This is a genomic window from Candidatus Omnitrophota bacterium, assembly GCA_028717245.1.
Lineage (GTDB): Bacteria > Omnitrophota > Gorgyraeia > Gygaellales > Profunditerraquicolaceae > JAGUYA01.
In genome coordinates this window covers 254461-271845 of record JAQUOD010000002.1, presented here as the reverse complement: position 1 = coordinate 271845, position 17385 = coordinate 254461, and the positions used below count along the sequence as shown (strand labels likewise).

General features: G+C 45.4%; 13 protein-coding genes. 3 read left to right on the top strand and 10 right to left on the bottom strand.

The genetic code is table 11. From position 1 onward, the window contains the following. Window positions 1–293: 293 nt before the first annotated feature. Window positions 294–2087, bottom strand: coding sequence for an ABC transporter ATP-binding protein (locus PHV44_02335; GenBank protein ID MDD5592122.1), 1794 nt, complete (start codon window positions 2085–2087; stop codon window positions 294–296). A 454-nt stretch (window positions 2088–2541) separates the two neighbouring features. Here PHV44_02335 and PHV44_02330 point away from each other — a divergent pair, with 454 nt between their 5' ends. From PHV44_02330 to PHV44_02320, 3 genes are read left to right on the top strand one after another with little or no spacing between them, the layout of a single operon-like run. Further along, window positions 2542–3471, top strand: a complete 930-nt coding sequence (locus PHV44_02330; GenBank protein ID MDD5592121.1) for a Gfo/Idh/MocA family oxidoreductase — start codon at window positions 2542–2544, stop codon at window positions 3469–3471. Then, window positions 3447–4592 (top strand): lipid-A-disaccharide synthase, encoded by a 1146-nt coding sequence (gene lpxB / locus PHV44_02325; protein MDD5592120.1) that lies wholly within the window; start codon window positions 3447–3449, stop codon window positions 4590–4592. The genes PHV44_02330 and lpxB overlap by 25 nt, the downstream gene beginning before the upstream one ends. Window positions 4593–4594: 2 nt before the next feature. Further along, window positions 4595–5815, top strand: coding sequence for an HD domain-containing protein (locus PHV44_02320; GenBank protein MDD5592119.1), 1221 nt, complete (start codon window positions 4595–4597; stop codon window positions 5813–5815). 37 nt (window positions 5816–5852) lie between these two features. Here the strand turns inward: PHV44_02320 and PHV44_02315 are convergent, their stop codons facing one another. The 9 genes from PHV44_02315 to PHV44_02275 all read right to left on the bottom strand — a co-directional run bounded on the left by PHV44_02315 (window position 5853) and on the right by PHV44_02275 (window position 17312). Further along, complete coding sequence (locus PHV44_02315) at window positions 5853–6977, bottom strand: M48 family metallopeptidase (GenBank protein ID MDD5592118.1); 1125 nt, start codon at window positions 6975–6977, stop codon at window positions 5853–5855. Window positions 6978–6979: 2 nt separating this feature from the next. After that, window positions 6980–7228, bottom strand: a complete 249-nt coding sequence (locus tag PHV44_02310; GenBank protein ID MDD5592117.1) for a 50S ribosomal protein L27 — start codon at window positions 7226–7228, stop codon at window positions 6980–6982. Between the two features lie 42 nt (window positions 7229–7270). Continuing rightward, complete coding sequence (locus PHV44_02305) at window positions 7271–8665, bottom strand: MBL fold metallo-hydrolase (GenBank protein MDD5592116.1); 1395 nt, start codon at window positions 8663–8665, stop codon at window positions 7271–7273. Window positions 8666–8689: 24 nt separating this feature from the next. Further along, window positions 8690–10216, bottom strand: coding sequence for a DUF1846 domain-containing protein (locus PHV44_02300; protein ID MDD5592115.1), 1527 nt, complete (start codon window positions 10214–10216; stop codon window positions 8690–8692). Window positions 10217–10667: 451 nt separating this feature from the next. After that, on the bottom strand, window positions 10668–12005 hold the full coding sequence (gene gdhA / locus PHV44_02295) for an NADP-specific glutamate dehydrogenase (protein MDD5592114.1): 1338 nt from the start codon (window positions 12003–12005) through the stop codon (window positions 10668–10670). A 172-nt stretch (window positions 12006–12177) separates the two neighbouring features. Beyond that, a complete protein-coding gene (malQ, locus tag PHV44_02290) occupies window positions 12178–14004 on the bottom strand; it encodes a 4-alpha-glucanotransferase (protein MDD5592113.1) in 1827 nt (608 codons plus the stop codon). 62 nt (window positions 14005–14066) lie between these two features. Beyond that, complete coding sequence (locus PHV44_02285; protein ID MDD5592112.1) at window positions 14067–14798, bottom strand: GAF and ANTAR domain-containing protein; 732 nt, start codon at window positions 14796–14798, stop codon at window positions 14067–14069. After that, window positions 14798–16156 carry a glutamine synthetase family protein gene (locus tag PHV44_02280; protein ID MDD5592111.1) on the bottom strand — a complete coding sequence of 453 codons (1359 nt, stop codon included), beginning with the start codon at window positions 16154–16156 and terminating at the stop codon, window positions 14798–14800. The genes PHV44_02285 and PHV44_02280 overlap by 1 nt, the downstream gene beginning before the upstream one ends. A 4-nt stretch (window positions 16157–16160) precedes the next feature. Beyond that, the gene (locus PHV44_02275) at window positions 16161–17312 is read right to left on the bottom strand and encodes an aminotransferase class I/II-fold pyridoxal phosphate-dependent enzyme (protein MDD5592110.1); all 1152 of its coding nucleotides are present in this window, start codon (window positions 17310–17312) and stop codon (window positions 16161–16163) included. Window positions 17313–17385: the final 73 nt, after the last annotated feature.

Genomic DNA, 17385 nt, shown 5'->3' with positions numbered 1-17385 from the left:
CTCCTGCGTAGCCATTATAATGTCCTTTCCTGCCATATGATCCTCCTTTGGAAAGGATCATTATAGCAACTTTGGAACAGGACATTTTTGCTTTGCTAAAAGCGGACATTATTGTATTGCGATTACACTATTTTTAATGAGCAGACAGCTTACGGAGTATAAACGACGTAAGCTGTAGGCGAAGCCGTCTGCGAATTAACCCCGCTCTTTTGGACAGGTTCTACTACGATTGCCCGCCTTGCCAAAAGGGCGGGGTAAATTCAGCCTTATCCGCCTACGGCGGATGGCTTCATTTATTTTTCTATCTCCTGCAGCTCGTAAAGCTTCTTGTACAGGCCATCCCTTTCCAAGAGCTCACTATGCCTGCCTTCCTGGACAATCATGCCCCTATCTAGGACGATTATCCTGTGGGCGTTCCTCACCGTAGAGAGCCGGTGCGCGATTACAAATACCGTGCGGCCCTGCATAAGCCGGTCCAAGGCCTCCTGCACCAAGCGTTCTGACTCAGAATCCAACTGGGAAGTCGCCTCATCGAGGATTAAAATAGGCGGATTCTTTAAGAGTGCCCGGGCAATAGCTATCCTCTGGCGTTCTCCTCCGGAAAGCTTCATCCCCCTATCGCCGATGGCTGTTTCGTAACCATTAGGTAATTTCCGGATAAAATCGTGCGCATATGCCTGCCTGGCTGCCTGCTCTATTTCACTCTCGGAGGCATCCGGCTTACCATAGAGGATATTGGCTTTTATCGTATCGTTAAAGAGTATGATTTCCTGCGTCACCATACCTATCTGCCTGCGCAGGGATTTAAGTGTCAACTCCTTTATATCTATGCCGTCAACAAGAATCCTGCCTTTTTGGGGGTCATAGAAACGCGGGATGAGGTCTACTAATGTCGTCTTCCCTACGCCGCTGGGGCCGACTACAGCCAGGATCTCCCCCATGCTTATCCGCAGGTTTATTCCTTTTAAAATCTCCTGGTTCCCATAACTAAAATAAACGCCTTCGTAAACTATGCTGTTTTTAAAAACAGAAAGCTCCTGCGCATCCGCTTTATCTTCAATGCTGGGGGGCGTATCTAATACCTCGTAGATACGCGTACTCGCTGCCATTGCCTGCTGCATAATAGAACTAACCTGGCTTAATTTTTTAAAAGGCCGGATTAAAGAAAGTAAGGCAGCCATAAATAAAGCAAACGCGCCGAAAGAAATCCTGCCTTCGATAACCTGCCTGCCGCTATAGTATATAATAAAGAGCGCCATGGCCACGCCGATTAACTCCGTAGTAATGCCTAAAATAAGCATCCGCTTGATAGATTTCATGGCCAGGCGGTAATAATCATGATTCTGTTTTTTGAATTTGGCGATTTCCCTGGCCTCGGCGCAGAATGCCCGGATAATCCTCACCCCCCCGAATGTTTCTACTAAAAGGGAATTTATATCCGCCATCTTTTCCTGGGAACGCTTACTTAAGTTTCGCAATACTTTACCTACTACTACAATGGGGATAGCTACCAAAGGCAAGACAATAATAGAAATCAAGGCCATCCGCCAGTTGATAAAAAAGGTCAGAAACGCAAAGCAGGCGACCTGCGAAGACTGATAGATAATATCCGTAAGCGCATAAGATACGGCGTTTTCTATAAGCTTGACGTCATTGGTAATACGCGAGATTAATTCCCCGCTTCTTTTCTGGGTGAAATAATCCAGGGATAAACTCTGCAATTTATCGTAAATGAGGTTCCTGACGTCCCGGATGACCTTCTGGCCCACGTCAGACATAATATAGGACTGCAAAAACTCAAAAATAGCCCTGATAAAAAGCGCTATAGGCACTACAATTAACAACACGTAGAGCACCTGTAACGGCGTAATGGCATTTAAGTGGTTTAAAATATTCTCTAAAAAGGCGGGCAATTTACCGTGGGTAAAAGTTATGGCCCTATTGGTAAAGACCCTGTCTACAATAGGGACAATGGCGCTTAAACGGAAGACGTCCAGCAACGTAACCACGCCCATAAATAACCCTGAAACAAGAAGCAGCCCATAATATGGCCTGGCGAACTTAAATAACCTGCGGTAATTCTGCATTTTGATTCCCTTTCTATCTACAAACTTGAAGCAATAATATATCATATTCATTGACTTTTGTCGAGCGATTTGCTATGATTTTTGTATGATTTTTGCTGCGGGCTTTGCTCGCGTGCTGAAATTGTTCGCCGTCTGCTTCGGTTTACTCGTCGCTTCCGCCAGTAGACTTACGTAAGGCAGGCAACACTCCAGCAACTCGTAATCCCTTGCAGACTTTTGCCGAACAATTTCTAATGCACGCTCCCAAACCCCTCAGCAAAATATCTTTTTAGCGGGTGGCTTGGGTGGTTTTGAACAGCATGTAGTTTATGCGAACGGCCAAGGTTCACCCGCTATTTAGATAATCAGTGAGAGTGAGCATAAACTCCAAGCGAGATTTTCCTCGGTGGGGAAAATCGAGCGGTGCTGCGAAAAACTACCCAAGACAGGACCCGCTAAAGAAAATATATTTACTATGGATAGAATAAAAGTTGGGGTTGTAGGAGTGGGGCATCTGGGCAGTATACATGCCAAGCTCTACCGCGAAATTGAATCCTGTTCTCTGGCAGCGGTCTGCGATACGGATAAGGCGCGGCTGGAGGAAATATCCTCCAATCTCAATGTCCCCGGCTATGCCGATTATCAGGAGCTCTTTGGCAAGGTTGATGCCGTAAGTATTGCAGCACCCACTAAAGAGCATCATAAAATAGCTTCAGACTTCCTCAGGCATAAGATACATACCCTGGTTGAAAAACCCTTTACTACTAACCTCAAGGAAGCTGATTCCCTAATCAGTCTGGCCCGGAGAAATAAGCTCATCCTGCAGGTTGGCCATGTGGAGAGATTTAACTCTGCCTTTGCCGCCACCCTCAAGCTCATCAAAGACCCCCAGTTTATTGAATGCCACAGGCTGAGCCCCTTTCCCCGCCGGTCCCTGGATATAGGCGTAGTCTTAGACCTGATGATCCACGATATAGATATCGTCCTGGGGCTGGTGAATTCGCAGATAAAGAAAATTGAGGCAGTAGGCATCCCGGTCCTGACCCCGCTTGAGGATATTGCCAATGCCCGCCTTACCTTTAAGAATGGCTGCGTGTGTAATTTGACTGCCAGCCGCGTCTCCGATGAAGCGATGCGTAAAATCCGCATTTTCTTTAAGAATACCTACATATCCCTGGATTACAAGAACGAAGAGGCCTTTGTCTATAAAAAAACGGATTCCTCTATTTCTAAAGAAGCCCTGCCCATAGAAAAAGAACAACCCCTGAAAAAAGAACTCTCCGCTTTTATCGACTGCGTAGCGCAAAACAGAGTGCCGCTTGTTTCCGGCGAGGTAGCCAGAGAAGCGTTGAGAGTCGCCTTTGAAATCTCCAAACAAATATGGAAAACCCAAAGAATATCCTGATCGTCGCAGGCGAGGCATCAGGAGACCTGCACGCCTCGTGCCTGGTGAAAGCCCTAAAAAATATTTACCCGCAGTTGAATTTCTTCGGCCTGGGCGGTGAGGCCTTAAAAAAAGAAGGGGTAAACCTGTATTTTAATCTGGTGGATTTGGCAGTAGTGGGGTTCTTTGAGGTCCTGAAAAACCTTAAGGAATTCCGCGAGGTCTTCTGCGGGATACTCAGGGAAGTAGATAAAGTAAGGCCCGACTTGGCCATACTGGTGGATTATCCGGGTTTTAACCTGCGCCTGGCAGGAGAACTAAAAAAAAGAAATATACCTATTATCTACTATATCAGCCCCCAGGTCTGGGCCTGGGGTGAAAATAGGATAGAGATTATCGGAAAATTGGTAAAAAGAATGCTGGTGGTCTTTAAATTTGAAGAGGCGCTTTACCAAAAACATAACATACCGGTATCCTTCGTTGGCCACCCCTTGCTGGATATTGTCAGGCCTAAGGTGAACAGGGAAGAACTTTTTAGAGAACTCAATCTAGATTCAAATCGCCTCACTCTGGCGCTCCTGCCCGGCTCAAGGGAAAAAGAAGTCAAGGCGCTCCTACCGGTAATGCTGGATAGTGCCGCTTTGATTTCTAAGGGCATGGGGGGCAATACCCAATTTTTAATCCTCAGGTCTACGACGGTAAAAGAAGATTTATTTAAAAAAATGCTTCTCCGCCATAAGGCGCTGACGCTACGGCTGGTTTCGGGCAGGGCTTACGACGGCTTAGCAGCTTCGGATTTTGCCCTGGTTGCCTCAGGGACCGCTACCTTGGAAACAGCCATACTGGGAATACCGATGGTAATTTTATACAAGGTCTCCTTCCCCACCTGGGCCTATTTGAGGATGAAAATCAGGATACCTTACATAGGTTTAGTCAATGTAGTTAAAGGAGAGAAAATCATCGAAGAATTTATACAATATAATGCCCGGCCCCGCAGAATCGCCGGTTATATAATTAAAACCCTGAAGGATAAGGAAAAATTAAGCCGGATACGGGAAGGCCTGTCTTATGTCGCTGCCTCTCTCGGAGAAAAAGGAGCAAGCATGAAAGCAGCGCAGATAGTTGCTGAAATGCTTAGGTAAAAATGAAGATAGACCCCACTAAAACCGTAAGCGAATTAATCAACACTATTTCTTATGTAACCAACATTGAAGGCAAAAAAAATATCTATCATGCCTGGCGCGTCGCCATAATATCGGCAAAGCTCGCCCGTAAAAAAACGGATACCCGCCTTTTAAAATGCGTCTTCTATGCCAGCCTCCTGCATGATATCGGCGGAGTGGGGTTTCCCTTTCATATAATCCATTATCTCAAACGTAAGGATAAGACGAGCAGGAATATACTTTTGTCTCATCCTATCATCGGCGCGCAGCTGGTATCCAATATCCCCCAGATGAATGAAATAGCAAGGCTAATCCTTGACCATCACGAATGGATAAACGGCGCAGGTTACCCCCGGGCAAAAATAAAGAAATATATTCCTCTCGGTTCCCAGATAATCAGGATGGGTGATGCTATAGATATCCTCCTGCAGACAGGCCGCTACCGTAATTTAAAAAAGATGGAGGATAAGCTTTCTTTAAATATCGGGAAAGAGTATTCTCAGGATTTATTCGACGCCGGATTAAAGGCATTGAAAGAGGACAGGCTATTCCATCAAATAACCGGCCGGCGTAACACAGATTCAATCTTTAAGAAAACGAGCGCTGCGGTTGGGCTTATCCCCATACCTTTTAAAATTGATGCCATCGGCAAAACCCTGGAGTTTGTGGCGCAGATTATCGATATGCGCCACCCCTATTCTGCCGGGCATTCACTGCGCGTTTCGCGCTATGCCCTGGCGATTGCCTTAGCTATGAGACTGGAACACGATGAAGTAACCCGGATAAAATGGGCAGGGCTTATACACGATATCGGCAAAATCAATATCTCCCGTTACATCATGAATAAGCCTACGAAACTTACCGAGAAGGAATTCCTGGAAGTTAAAAAACACGCCTCGCATACCCGTAAGATTATGGGGATGCTGCCCAGCTTAAAAGAAATTGTGGAGATTGCTTCAGACCACCATGAATACTTTAACGGTTCAGGTTATCCTCAAGGGCTAAAAGGTAACGAGGCACCCTTAGGCGCCAGGATCCTGGTTGTCTGCGACGCCTTTGATGCCATGACCTCAAACCGGCCTTACCGCACCTCCCTTACTCCTAGCGAAGCCTGCCAGGAAATCAAGAGGCTCGCCGGACAGCAGTTTGACCCTGAGATTGCTAAAATCTCCATCCCCTTATTCAAAAACCTCGGCCTTTAGCACCTGGTGCAAATCCAATCGGGCACCTGGTGCAAAACTAAGATTGTACCTGTCCCTTTGCAAGAGTTATGCGTTCATCGATGGGCGGGTGGTCAAAGAAAAAAAACTTGATCAGCGGGTGGGGTTTTCTATCGGCAAGATTCTGTTCACAGAGTTTATCCATAGTAGAAATAAAGGCCTCTTTTAATCCGGTCGTTTCTAACGCCAGGGCATCCGCATTCCTTTCTAATCTGCGGCTGATATAGTTATTCAAGGGCTGCGTGATTATCCCGAATATAATCCAATAGAGAAAAATAACCGGCAGTGCCGCAATATCCAATAAGGAAGATAAACCAAACAGGCCCAGGAGATAATTACTGGTTTTAAATATAAAATAAAATGTCAGCAGCGTAGCTAAAGAACTGACCAGAATAAGCTTAAGCAGGTGCCTTAACCTGTAATGCGCGAATTCATGCGCCAGGATAACCTCAATTTCATCAGGGCTATATTTATCCCTTAACGTATCCGCCAATATCACCCGTTTTGTCCTGCCGACTCCGACAAAAGCAGCATTTGCTTTTTGCGTTTTTTTACTGAAGTCTATCTCAAAGACATCAAGCCCTCTGATTCTCATCTTATCTGCCAGGCGTAGAATCCGCTGCCGGAGATTATCGTCTGAGAGTTTCTTATATTTGAAAAATAAAGGTATAATCACAACAGGCGTAAGCCTGGCTAAAATCAGGCTGAAGAATATCCAGATAAAAGAAATAATCCACCACCAGCTAAAGACATAACACTTCAATACATAATACAATACAGAAATAAAGATGAGGCCGATGAGATAAGAAATAATGCCTGCCTTGGCCTGATCCAGGAACCAATCCCCTAATTTCTGCCGGGAGAGGGAAAATTTATGTTCCAGTATATACGAGGAATAAAAATTTAAAGGAAAGCTAAGCAGATAATAGGCAAGTGAGACTATGAGGATAAAGAGCGGGACGACGATATATTGACTCTGAGTAAAATTGCTGAGCGTCTCTGCCAGGCCCTTGGATATGCCCAGCCCTAAAAATATTAAAAGTAGCGCGATAACATAAACTATATCCAAAAGGGCCAGGCTATACTTGAGGGAAGAATATCTCTTGGCCTTATTTAAAAGATTATCATCACCTGGGCCGGACACGTCTATTTAACGGATTTTTCGTTAACCGGCATGATATTGATAAAGGTCCGGGGCCTGCCGTGACTGGTCTTTTTTTTCGTAAAATGAATTTTCCCCGGGCAGAGGGCAAAAAGTGTACCCCTTCCCCTGACGTTCTGGCCTGCCTTATAAGTATTAATTCCCCTGGCCAGGATTTCGCCTGTCTTGACTATTTTTCCTCCGGATACCTTAAGCGCCTTATCTTTCTTGGGCGTTGATTTTCCGCCTGCCATTGTGTCCTCCTATTTAATTCCGCTAATATTACCACACAATCCTTAATTAAGCAAGATTTCTTCGTTCTTTTCGGGAAGATAAGCAGCCAGCCCCTGTTGGGTAAGTATCTCAAATAGGGCCTGAGATTGGCCGGGGTCAGCGTGGACTAAAAATATCCGCTTTAAAGGAAGGCAGCGCGAAACAAAATCCACTAACCCGTTTTTATCGGCATGGCCGGAGAAGGCATTAATGACTATCACCTCGGCATTGAGTTCATATTCCACCCCGAATATATGCACAAAACGCGCCTTATCTACAATTTTTTTACCCAGGGTATCGGCTGCCATATAACCTACGACCAAAATGGTATTGCGGGAATCCTCGATATTGTTCTTTAAGTGGTGCAGGATCCTCCCGGATTCGCACATACCCGAACCGGCAATGATAATCATCGGCCGCTTATCGTTATTCAATGCCTTTGATTCATTCTGGTCGCGGATAAATTTAAGGTTCAGGAATTCAAAGGGATTATTACCCTGACGCATATCCTGACGGGTCTGTTCATTCAGGTAAGAAGAGTGGTATTTGAATAAATCGGTTATACCCAGGGCCAGAGGGCTATCCACATACACGGGTATAGGCGCTATAGCTTTCTCTTTTAAGAGTTCGTTTAAAAAATAGATGACTTCTTGCGTGCGTTCAAGGGTAAAGGCGGGAATAAGGATTTTTCCTTTACGCCCCACAGTGCCGTTAATCGCATCTTTGAGCCTGGCCCTTGCCTGCTCTATGGGCGCATGGAGCCTGCCGCCGTAAGTGCTCTCCAGAATCAAATAATCTAACCCCGGCGGCACTACCGGGTCATTAAGCAAAGGCAAATTCTTCCTGCCTAAGTCCACGGCATAACCTAACCTCACGGCCTTTGCGCCGTCTTTTATATCCAGGACGATAATGCTTGAACCTAAAATGTGCCCGGCGTCATAAAAAGTAACAAAGATATCTCCTGCCACGCAAAATTTTTGCGCATAAGAAATGGCCCTGAATCTGGACATGGCTTTTAATGCTTCTTTGCGGGTGTAAAGAGGTTTGCGTAAAGGCAACCCCAGCCTTTTATTGATTTTATTGACATAACGGACATCTTCTTCCTGGATTTTGCCTGAATCTTCCAGCATCAACCTGGCTAAATCCCGGGTAGCAGATGTAGTATATATCCTGCAGCGCAGGCCCTGCTTTATCAAGCTGGGTATGTTGCCGCAATGGTCAATGTGGGCGTGGGATAAAACCAGGGCATTTATTTTGCGCGGATTATAGTTGAAAGTAGTATTCACCCGATAAAAGGCATCGCGATGCCCATGGAAGAGCCCGGCATCAATAAGGACCTCGGCCTTATCTGTTGAGGCTAAGTGGCTTGAGCCCGTAACGGTCCTTACTCCGCCTAAAAATTTTATGGTTATAGGCACTTTTGATATTCCCGATTTTAGCTATTAAGTTACGAAGAGATTACGGGACGAAAATTTACCGTCGGTAGTCAAGTTCACGCCTAACCTTTTTAAGCCGACCTCATCTCCGGGGGTAGGGATGTGCGTTGTGTGCACTTCGCAGCCTTTTAATTCTACCAGCTTTTTCATGGCTAATTCTGCGGTATGGTTGGTGGTGGCGCTGATGGAGAGGGCAATTAAAGTCTCCTCTAAATCCAAACTCTCGGATTCGGCATTTAAGATCCCTTCTTTTAACTTGGAGATCTGGTTTATGATATGCGGAGAAAGCAGGAGTATTTCGTCGGGAATATTGGCCAGGACCTTTGTGGCGTTCAATATCAGGCTTGAAGCAGCATGCATCAGGTGGGAATTTTTACCGGTGATAATCCGGCCGTCTTTTAACTCTATGGCAGCCCCGCAATATATGCCGGCATTGCCCTGAGCTTTGGCTTCTGCCTCTTCAGCAGCAACCCTGGCCGGTTCTACGACAGAGCGGTCCGTAATCTTAACGCCTAGCTCTTCCATCAAAAGCATCACCCTGTCTACTGTCTCTTTCTTTTCTATGCCCAAAACATATTCTGAGTTATACCTGAAATACCTGCGGATTAATTCCTGTTTTGCCGCCTCCTGCACTATGGCATCATCCACAATACCGAAACCCGCACGGTTAACCCCCATATCCGTAGGCGAATTATACATAGGTACCTGCGCGCCTTTATCGAAAATCTTGCCCAGGATCAATTTCAGTATAGGAAAACTCTCTACGTCACGGTTATAATTTATAGCGGTTTCGCTATAAGTATTCAGATGAAAAGGATCTACTAAATTAAAATCCTGTATGTCGGCGGTGGCTGCTTCATAGGCAACGTTAACCGGATGTTTGAGCGGGATATTCCAAATAGGAAAAGTTTCAAATTTTGCGTAGCCGGCGTTTACCCTGCGCTTGTGCTCCTGGTATAACTGCGAGAGGCAGGTAGCCAGTTTCCCGCTCCCCGGGCCCGGGCCGGTTACTATAACAATCGGCTTTTGGGTTTCTATATATTCGTTTTTACCGAAACCCTCCTCGCTAGTCACTAAATCTATATTGGCAGGATATCCTTCTATAGGGTAATGCAGATAGACCTTTACGCCCCGGCGTTCTAATTTATTCTTAAAGATAACTGCCGTGGGCTGGTTGGTAAAACGCGTGATTACCACCGCAACAATATCCAGCCCCCATTTTCTCAAATCATCGATTAACTTTAAAGTAGCAACATCGTAAGTTATCCCGAAATCCCCCCTTACCCTTCCTTTCTCAATGTCTCCGGCATAGATACACAGGACAATATCTATTTTATCCTTTAATAACTGCAATAGCCTTATTTTGACATTGGGGTCATATCCGGGCAGGACGCGCGCGGCGTGATAATCAAAACAGAGCTTTCCGCCAAATTCCAGATATAATTTATTATCGAACTTTTTTACCCTATCTGAAATCGCGGCAGTCTGCTCTTTGAGGTACTTCTCATTATCAAAACCTACTCTCTTAACCATATACTCCTTATCATTATCATCTATATTATAATACGCAGATTGAAATTTGTAAATGACTCAATAACACTCTTAGCGGCTGCCTTGTCTTGCTTTCTCGCATTTCTATCTTATGAGGTAGCGGGTCCTGTCACGGGGTGCCTCTCGTCAAATTTTCCTCGAGGCATCCCCGCGCCACCCGCTAAAAATAAATATGTCAATTTACAACAAATGAATCTGGCGGTTTTCGAGCAAATGGAGGTTTTAGCCAAAGCAGCTTGAGTGAACGAGGGAATCCGAACGCGGAAGCATTCGGACAGCGAGGATGTTTGAGCCCGTCCTGGCGAAAGCCGACGGGCGAGTTCCGCAGCTGCCGAGTTCACGAAAGACCTTTGGCGTGCCCGATAGGGCAAAACCGACTTGAGCGAGAAAATTGACAGATTCATTTAAAGCAAGCCAAGACAGGCCGCTATACTTATACCAACCCCTGCTCGAGCATAGCATCAGCTACTTTTACAAACCCGGCGATATTTGCGCCCTTTACGTAGTCGATGTAGCTGGTTTCTTTACCATATTTAACGCACTGTTCATGGATAGCAATCATAATATCGTGCAGCCTGCTATCCACTTCTTCACGCCCCCAGGATAAACGCATGCTGTTCTGGGTCATCTCCAGGCCAGAAGTTGCCACACCTCCGGCATTAGACGCTTTGCCCGGAGCATATAAAATCTTGGCCTTTTGAAATACCTCCACTCCTTCCGGAGTAGTCGGCATATTTGCGCCCTCGCCAACGGCAATACAGCCATTCTTCACCAGCATCTTGGCATCGTTCTCATCAATCTCATTCTGGGTAGCGCAGGGGAAAGCTACGTCGCATTTTACAGCCCAGGGTTTCTTGCCTTCAAAATATTCGCACTTAAACTCCTTGGCGCATTCTTTGATGCGGCCGCGCTTAACATTCTTCAGTTCCATAATACAGGCCAATTCCTTTTTGTCGATTCCGCCCTTATCCTGAATGTAACCATTGGAATCAGAGAGTGTTACTACCTTTGCCCCTAAATCAATCAGTTTTTCCACAGTGTATTGGGCAACATTACCGGAACCGGAAACAGCGCAGACCTTTCCTTTTAGAGACTCTCCCTTTGTCTTAAGCATCTCCTGGACAAAATAAACGCAGCCATAACCAGTAGCCTCAGGGCGAATAAGGCTTCCGCCCCAGCTCAGGCCCTTGCCGGTAAGCACGCCGGTAAACTCGTTACGTAACCTTTTGTATTGCCCGAACAGGAATCCGATCTCGCGGCCGCCCACGCCGATATCGCCGGCAGGCACATCCGTATCCGCTCCGATATGCCTAAAAAGTTCGGTCATAAAACTCTGGCAGAACCTCATTACTTCGTTATCGGATTTACCCTTAGGGTCGAAGTCAGAGCCGCCTTTTCCACCGCCCATAGGTAAAGTAGTCAGGCTATTCTTAAAGACCTGTTCAAATGCCAAAAATTTCAAAATACTCAAGTTTACGCTGGGATGAAAACGCAGGCCGCCTTTATAAGGGCCGATAGCGCTATTCATTTCAATACGGTAGCCTCTGTTCACCTGAATCTCGCCCCTATCATCTAACCAGGGCACGCGGAACATAATTACGCGCTCCGGCTCTACCATCCTCTCTAAAACTTTGGCTTTTTCATATTTGGGGTTCTTTTCAATAAAAGGCATCACTGATTCTGCCACCTCCCGCACTGCCTGATGGAATTCCGGCTGGCCGGAATCTCTTGCAGTTACTCCTGCCATAAACTCTTCGATTTTCTTAGACATTTTCCCTCCTTTTGATTATGTTTTATCCAGATACTGCTTAATTTTCAGGCAAGGAACATAAAAATAAAATGGCGCCTCCCCTTTTATAAAAGGAAAGACACCATTGTCTTTCTCACAAATTGAATATTATCATACATAATATCAGCAAAATAAATTTTGTCAAATAATTTTTCTACCTGCGGGAAACGATAACCATACTCCTGATCTCTTTCGTAACCTTATGTTTGATTAAATCTTCAAGCGGCAGAGGAATAACCAGAGACCAGTTCTTTACGCTGATTGTGCCGGGTGTGTTTATGCGGTATTGATAGGGTTCTCCCTTAAGTATGCCGGCTAGATACATCCAGTCTAGTATCAACTCTATGCAGAATATCGCGCTTGAGCCAAGGGTTATTTTTAACGCGGCTTTGATAATATCCGCACCTACCTTATCCGGCATCGGCCCGGGTAAACCCAAACGTTGAAAGAGTTTTTCTTTTTCACGGTAAGTATTATCATAGATATCTATAAAATCCCCGATTTCCTCTCTCTTTTTGCCTAGAACGGCTGTCAGAATATCGCTTGAATTGATACTATCTAACCAGCGTAATCTAGCGTGCCCCGAACGCGCCAAATCAAATAATTTATCTTTTACAGAGTTATAATCTACCCCACGCTCAGCGCATTTCCTTTTAAAGAGTTCCGCATCCACTGTCCCGGCTTCGTTCTCCCACCAGGCAGCCCAGTTAGTCGTATCATGGGTAGAGAGCATGGCCACGGAAAGAACACGGTAATCCTGCGGCAGGAGAAAATCGTGCTTTATCTTCCAATCTTTAGTCCAGCGTTGGACATCATTACCGGGTATGCCTAATTCTCTTAATGTCTTTTTACACATATCGGGTATTATCCCTAAATCTTCCGCGCATAAAAGCATCCTGGTATTATTGAGCATAACCGATAAAATATTTCTGCCCTGTTGCTCCCATTTATTCTCATCAGGCAAGTCAAAAAAACCGTTTAGGCCCTGGTTCTCTAAAGGCTCCTGATAAGGGATACTCCAGATACGGAATAAGCCCACGACATGGTCTATGCGCAATATGTCATAAAATTGCTGGGCGAATTTAAGTTTCTCTTTTAAATACCTGTAATCATCTGCGGCTACCTCATCCCAATTATAGGTAGGTACACCCCAGCGCTGGCCCTTAGCGCAATACATATCCGGCGGAGCGCCTGCGGCAAACCCTAATTTAAAAAATCGCCGGTGTTGCCAGACATCCGCGCTATCCCTGGAAACAAGAAAAGGCAGGTCCCCTTTTAACAGGATTTTTTTCACCTCGGCGTATTTTCTTACCTCTTTAAACTGCTTAGATGCCTGCCACTGCAGCCAGATTTGAAAAGTAATTTCCTTAGAGTGCGCTTCGAAGAATTCCTTAAGGGCCGCGACATCGCGGTCTTTATAGCGCGCCTCCCATTCATACCAGGGCTTACCCCCATGATAATCCTTAAGGGCTTTAAATAGAACGAAATCATCAATCCAATAATCATTATCCCGCCTGAATTTTTCTAAGTCTTTGGAAGCGGGCTCTTCTCCGGCAAGGAATATCTCCCGGAGTAACCCTATTTTCCTCTTTTTGATACGGTAATCCAGATATGGCCTGCCTGCCGGGAATTCCTCTTTAAGTTGATTAATTTTTGTTCTGAAAGAATTTTTATTTCTGCTGAGAATAACCTCTAAAGACAGGTATGCCGGTTCAAGGGCAAAAGAACTTAAGGAATCATAGGGGCAAAAAAGAGGGCCGACTTCATTCAAGGGCAAAAGCTGAATAATGGAATTACCGGTTAATTTCGCCCAATCTATCAAGAGTTTTAAATCCCTGAATTCGCCTATACCCGCGCTCTTTTTAGAATAAACGCAAAACAAAGGGGCTAATATGCCTGCCCTCTTTTGCGTGCCGATTCTTTTCCATTTATCTTGCGCGGGGGTTTTAATCAGGTATTCTTTTAAATTTTCTTCAGGCATCTTATGCCGTTCTTAAAGGAGGATCGTAGAGGTTTGAAATTGAAGGCAGACTTTGCATTAAATCATTTGAGTTTTGGTTCTTTTACATCTTTAGCCAGAATTATGGCCTCGGCAATTTCGCGCATGGATTTACGGCTATCCATGCTCTGTTTCTGGATTAAGCGATAAGCCTCAGAGGGCAAGACCTTTGCTTCCTGCGAAAGAATATCTTTGGCCCGCTCAATAAGTTTACGCGTGGTTAACGCCTCTTCGGCGCTGCGCGCCCGCAGGTCTAATTCCGCGTTTTCAATGGCCACGGCTGCCTGATTAGCCAAAGCAGTCAAGACATCTAACTCGGGCTTGGTAAATTTATGTTTTCTGGAGGTATAGCAATTCAGTACGCCTATCACCCTGGCCTTTACTGCTAAAGGGACGCTGGCCAAAGAACAGAGCCCCTCTTTTACGGCAATATCTCTATTTAGATAGCGCTCATCTTCTTTGACATCTAATACACAGATAGCCTTATTATCCCGCGCAACTATACCGGCAATACCTTCTCCTAATTTGACATTGGGTTTTTTATTGTAGGCCTCAGAAATAGATTGCGTAGCCCTGACCACCAATTCTTTCTTGAACGGGTCAAAGAGCATAAGAGAGGAAATTTTGGAATTCATTATTTCGGCGGTAACCTGGACCACTAAACGCAGGAGTTCCTCTAAATAGAGCCCGGAAGTGATCAGGTTGGCTACCTTGGCCAGGGCCTCAATCTGCTTCAGATAAATTTTGTAATTTTCGCTCTTTTTCGCCTTTGGCATTACAGTATAGGCAGGTATTTGTCTATTTCGTATTGGGTAACCTGCTGCTTATATTCATCCCATTCTAATTTTTTGTTGCGGATAAAGAAATGAAAAAGCTCCTCGCCTAATGCCTTCTTCACTAATTCCGATTTCTCCGTGATCTTGATTGCCTCAAGAAGGTCTTCCGGCAAAGACTTAATCTTGGCACGCTCCCTCTGTTCGTCAGTCATATGATAAATATTGTCATTGGCCGGTTCCGGTAAGGCGCATTTTTTTTCAATGCCCTCAAGGCCTGCCGCTAACATCACGGAAAAAGCCAAATAAGGGTTACACGCCGGATCGGGAGAACGGTATTCTATGCGCGTAGATTTCTCTTTCCCGGGCTTATACATCGGCACCCTGATTAAAGCTGAACGGTTCATCTGCGCCCAGCAGATATAAACCGGAGCTTCGTATCCGGGCACCAGGCGCTTGTAAGAATTGACCCACTGGCTGGTTATGGAGGTTATCTCCGTGCTATATTTTAGCAATCCGCCGATAAATTGTTTAGCAATTTCAGAAAGATGGAACTTATCTTTTTTTTCAAAAAAGGCATTAGTTTCGCCCTTTCCGCCGGAGGCGGATCCGCCTTTGGCGGAGAATAATGACTGGTGCGTATGCATACCCGAACCGTTTATCCCGTAAATCGGCTTAGGCATAAACGAAGCATGCAGGCCCTTACCTTGAGCAATCTCCTTAGCTACCAGCCGGTAGGTCATCACATTATCCGCCATAGACAGGGCATCGGAGTATCTTAAGTCAATCTCATGCTGGCTGGAAGCTACTTCATGATGGCTGTATTCCACAATGATACCTAAATCCTCTAAGGCGCTCACAGTTTCATTCCTTACGCCCTGGGCCACATCTAAGGGTGTTAAATCAAAATATCCGCCCCTATCCAAAACAATGGCATTCTTGGGGTTATTAAAATAAAAATATTCCAGTTCCGGCCCCACATAATAGGTAAACCCCATCTTCTTAGCCTTATCCAAATTCCTTTTTAAGACATAGCGGGGATCGCCGACAAAAGGTTTACCGTCGGGCATGTAGATATCGCAAAACATCCTCGCTACCGGCTGCTCCTTTGACTCCCAGGGCAAAATAGCAAAGGTAGAGATATCGGGCCGGGCGATCATGTCTGATTCTTCTATGCGGGCAAACCCCTCGATAGAGGAGCCGTCAAAACCCATGCCATCCCCTAAGGCCCGCGGCAGTTCATCCACGGTTATGGTAAAACCTTTGAGGAATCCCAATACATCGGTAAACCACAACCTGATGTACCTCACTTTTTGTTCTTTTACTAATTTCATTAATTCTGATTTTGTCTTGGGTCTCATTTTATTATCTCCCTATCTTTTTTAAAAAATTATCCAACCGCAAAAGCGCCTCTTTGAGGTTATCAAAACTGGAGGCATAGGATATACGGACATAATCTTTATAGTGCTCTCCAAAAGCCGTCCCCGGGACTACCGCTACTTTTTGTTCTTTAAGCAGCCTCTCTGCGAAAGCCAGGCAATCCAGGCCTGTCTTCTTTATGGAGGTGAATACATAGAATGCGCCGTCGGGCTTGCGGCAGCCTAATCCCAGCTTATTTAAACCCTCGCAGATAAATTCCCTGCGCCTCTTGTATTCGCGTTTCATTTCTTCTACGGATTTCCTGCCTGTCTGCAGCGCCTCGCAGGCAGCCATCTGGCTGGTGATGGAGACGCACATAATAGTGTACTGATGAATTTTAGTCATAGCAGCGATGATATCCTTCGGCCCGCAGGCATAACCTACCCTCCATCCGGTCATGGCGTAACTTTTGGAGAAACCGCTTAGATAAAGCGTATTTTCTTTTGCCCCGGATAGGGTAGGAAACGGTGTATGCTCAAAATCATAGGTCAGGTCCGCGTAAATCTCATCGGATATACAGAACAATTTATTTTTAAGGATAACCTTTTTAATCTCCTCTAATTCTTTTTTTGTATAGGAAACACCCGTGGGGTTTACGGGATAGTTCAGGATTATGCCTTTAGTTTTTTTATCGATAGATTTTTCCAAAGCCCGGGGCGTAAGTTTAAACCCTCCGCCTTGAGTATCTATATAGACGGGCAGCCCGCCGGCTAATTCCGTAAGCGGGCCGTAAGAAACGTAACAAGGACTGGGGATTAAAATTTTATCTCCCGGGTTGATGATTGCCCGCAAAGCCAGATCAAAAGCCTCGCTTACCCCCACGGTAATCAGGATTTCTTCGTCAGGGCAATAGTTGAGGCCATACCGGTTTTTCAGATAACGGCTTACGCTTAGTCTTAATTTATAGAGCCCTTTGTTGGAGGTATAGGAGGTAAAACCCTCCTCCAAAGAATATATGCCTGCTTCGCGGATCTGCCAGGGAGTCACAAAATCCGGCTCCCCCACCCCCAAAGAGATCACATCCTTCATCCCGAGCACCAAATCAAAGAATGCCCGGATGCCGGAAGGCTGCATATTTTTGACTTTTTGGGAAATCATTTTCGTTATTGCGTTACTTGAGTTTATTGTGTTATTGAGTTAAACCCAAAACTCAACAAACTCAACGAACTCT

Excerpts from the sequence above, each read along its gene's own strand:
- PHV44_02335 (MDD5592122.1), bottom strand. The coding sequence starts at position 2,087 with ATGCAGAATTACCGCAGGTTATTTAAGTTCGCCAGGCCATATTATGGG.
- PHV44_02330 (MDD5592121.1), top strand. The coding sequence starts at position 2,542 with ATGGATAGAATAAAAGTTGGGGTTGTAGGAGTGGGGCATCTGGGCAGT.
- lpxB (MDD5592120.1), top strand. The coding sequence starts at position 3,447 with ATGGAAAACCCAAAGAATATCCTGATCGTCGCAGGCGAGGCATCAGGA.
- PHV44_02320 (MDD5592119.1), top strand. The coding sequence starts at position 4,595 with ATGAAGATAGACCCCACTAAAACCGTAAGCGAATTAATCAACACTATT.
- PHV44_02310 (MDD5592117.1), bottom strand. The coding sequence starts at position 7,228 with ATGGCAGGCGGAAAATCAACGCCCAAGAAAGATAAGGCGCTTAAGGTA.
- PHV44_02300 (MDD5592115.1), bottom strand. The coding sequence starts at position 10,216 with ATGGTTAAGAGAGTAGGTTTTGATAATGAGAAGTACCTCAAAGAGCAG.
- gdhA (MDD5592114.1), bottom strand. The coding sequence starts at position 12,005 with ATGTCTAAGAAAATCGAAGAGTTTATGGCAGGAGTAACTGCAAGAGAT.
- malQ (MDD5592113.1), bottom strand. The coding sequence starts at position 14,004 with ATGCCTGAAGAAAATTTAAAAGAATACCTGATTAAAACCCCCGCGCAA.
- PHV44_02285 (MDD5592112.1), bottom strand. The coding sequence starts at position 14,798 with ATGCCAAAGGCGAAAAAGAGCGAAAATTACAAAATTTATCTGAAGCAG.
- PHV44_02280 (MDD5592111.1), bottom strand. The coding sequence starts at position 16,156 with ATGAGACCCAAGACAAAATCAGAATTAATGAAATTAGTAAAAGAACAA.
- PHV44_02275 (MDD5592110.1), bottom strand. The coding sequence starts at position 17,312 with ATGATTTCCCAAAAAGTCAAAAATATGCAGCCTTCCGGCATCCGGGCA.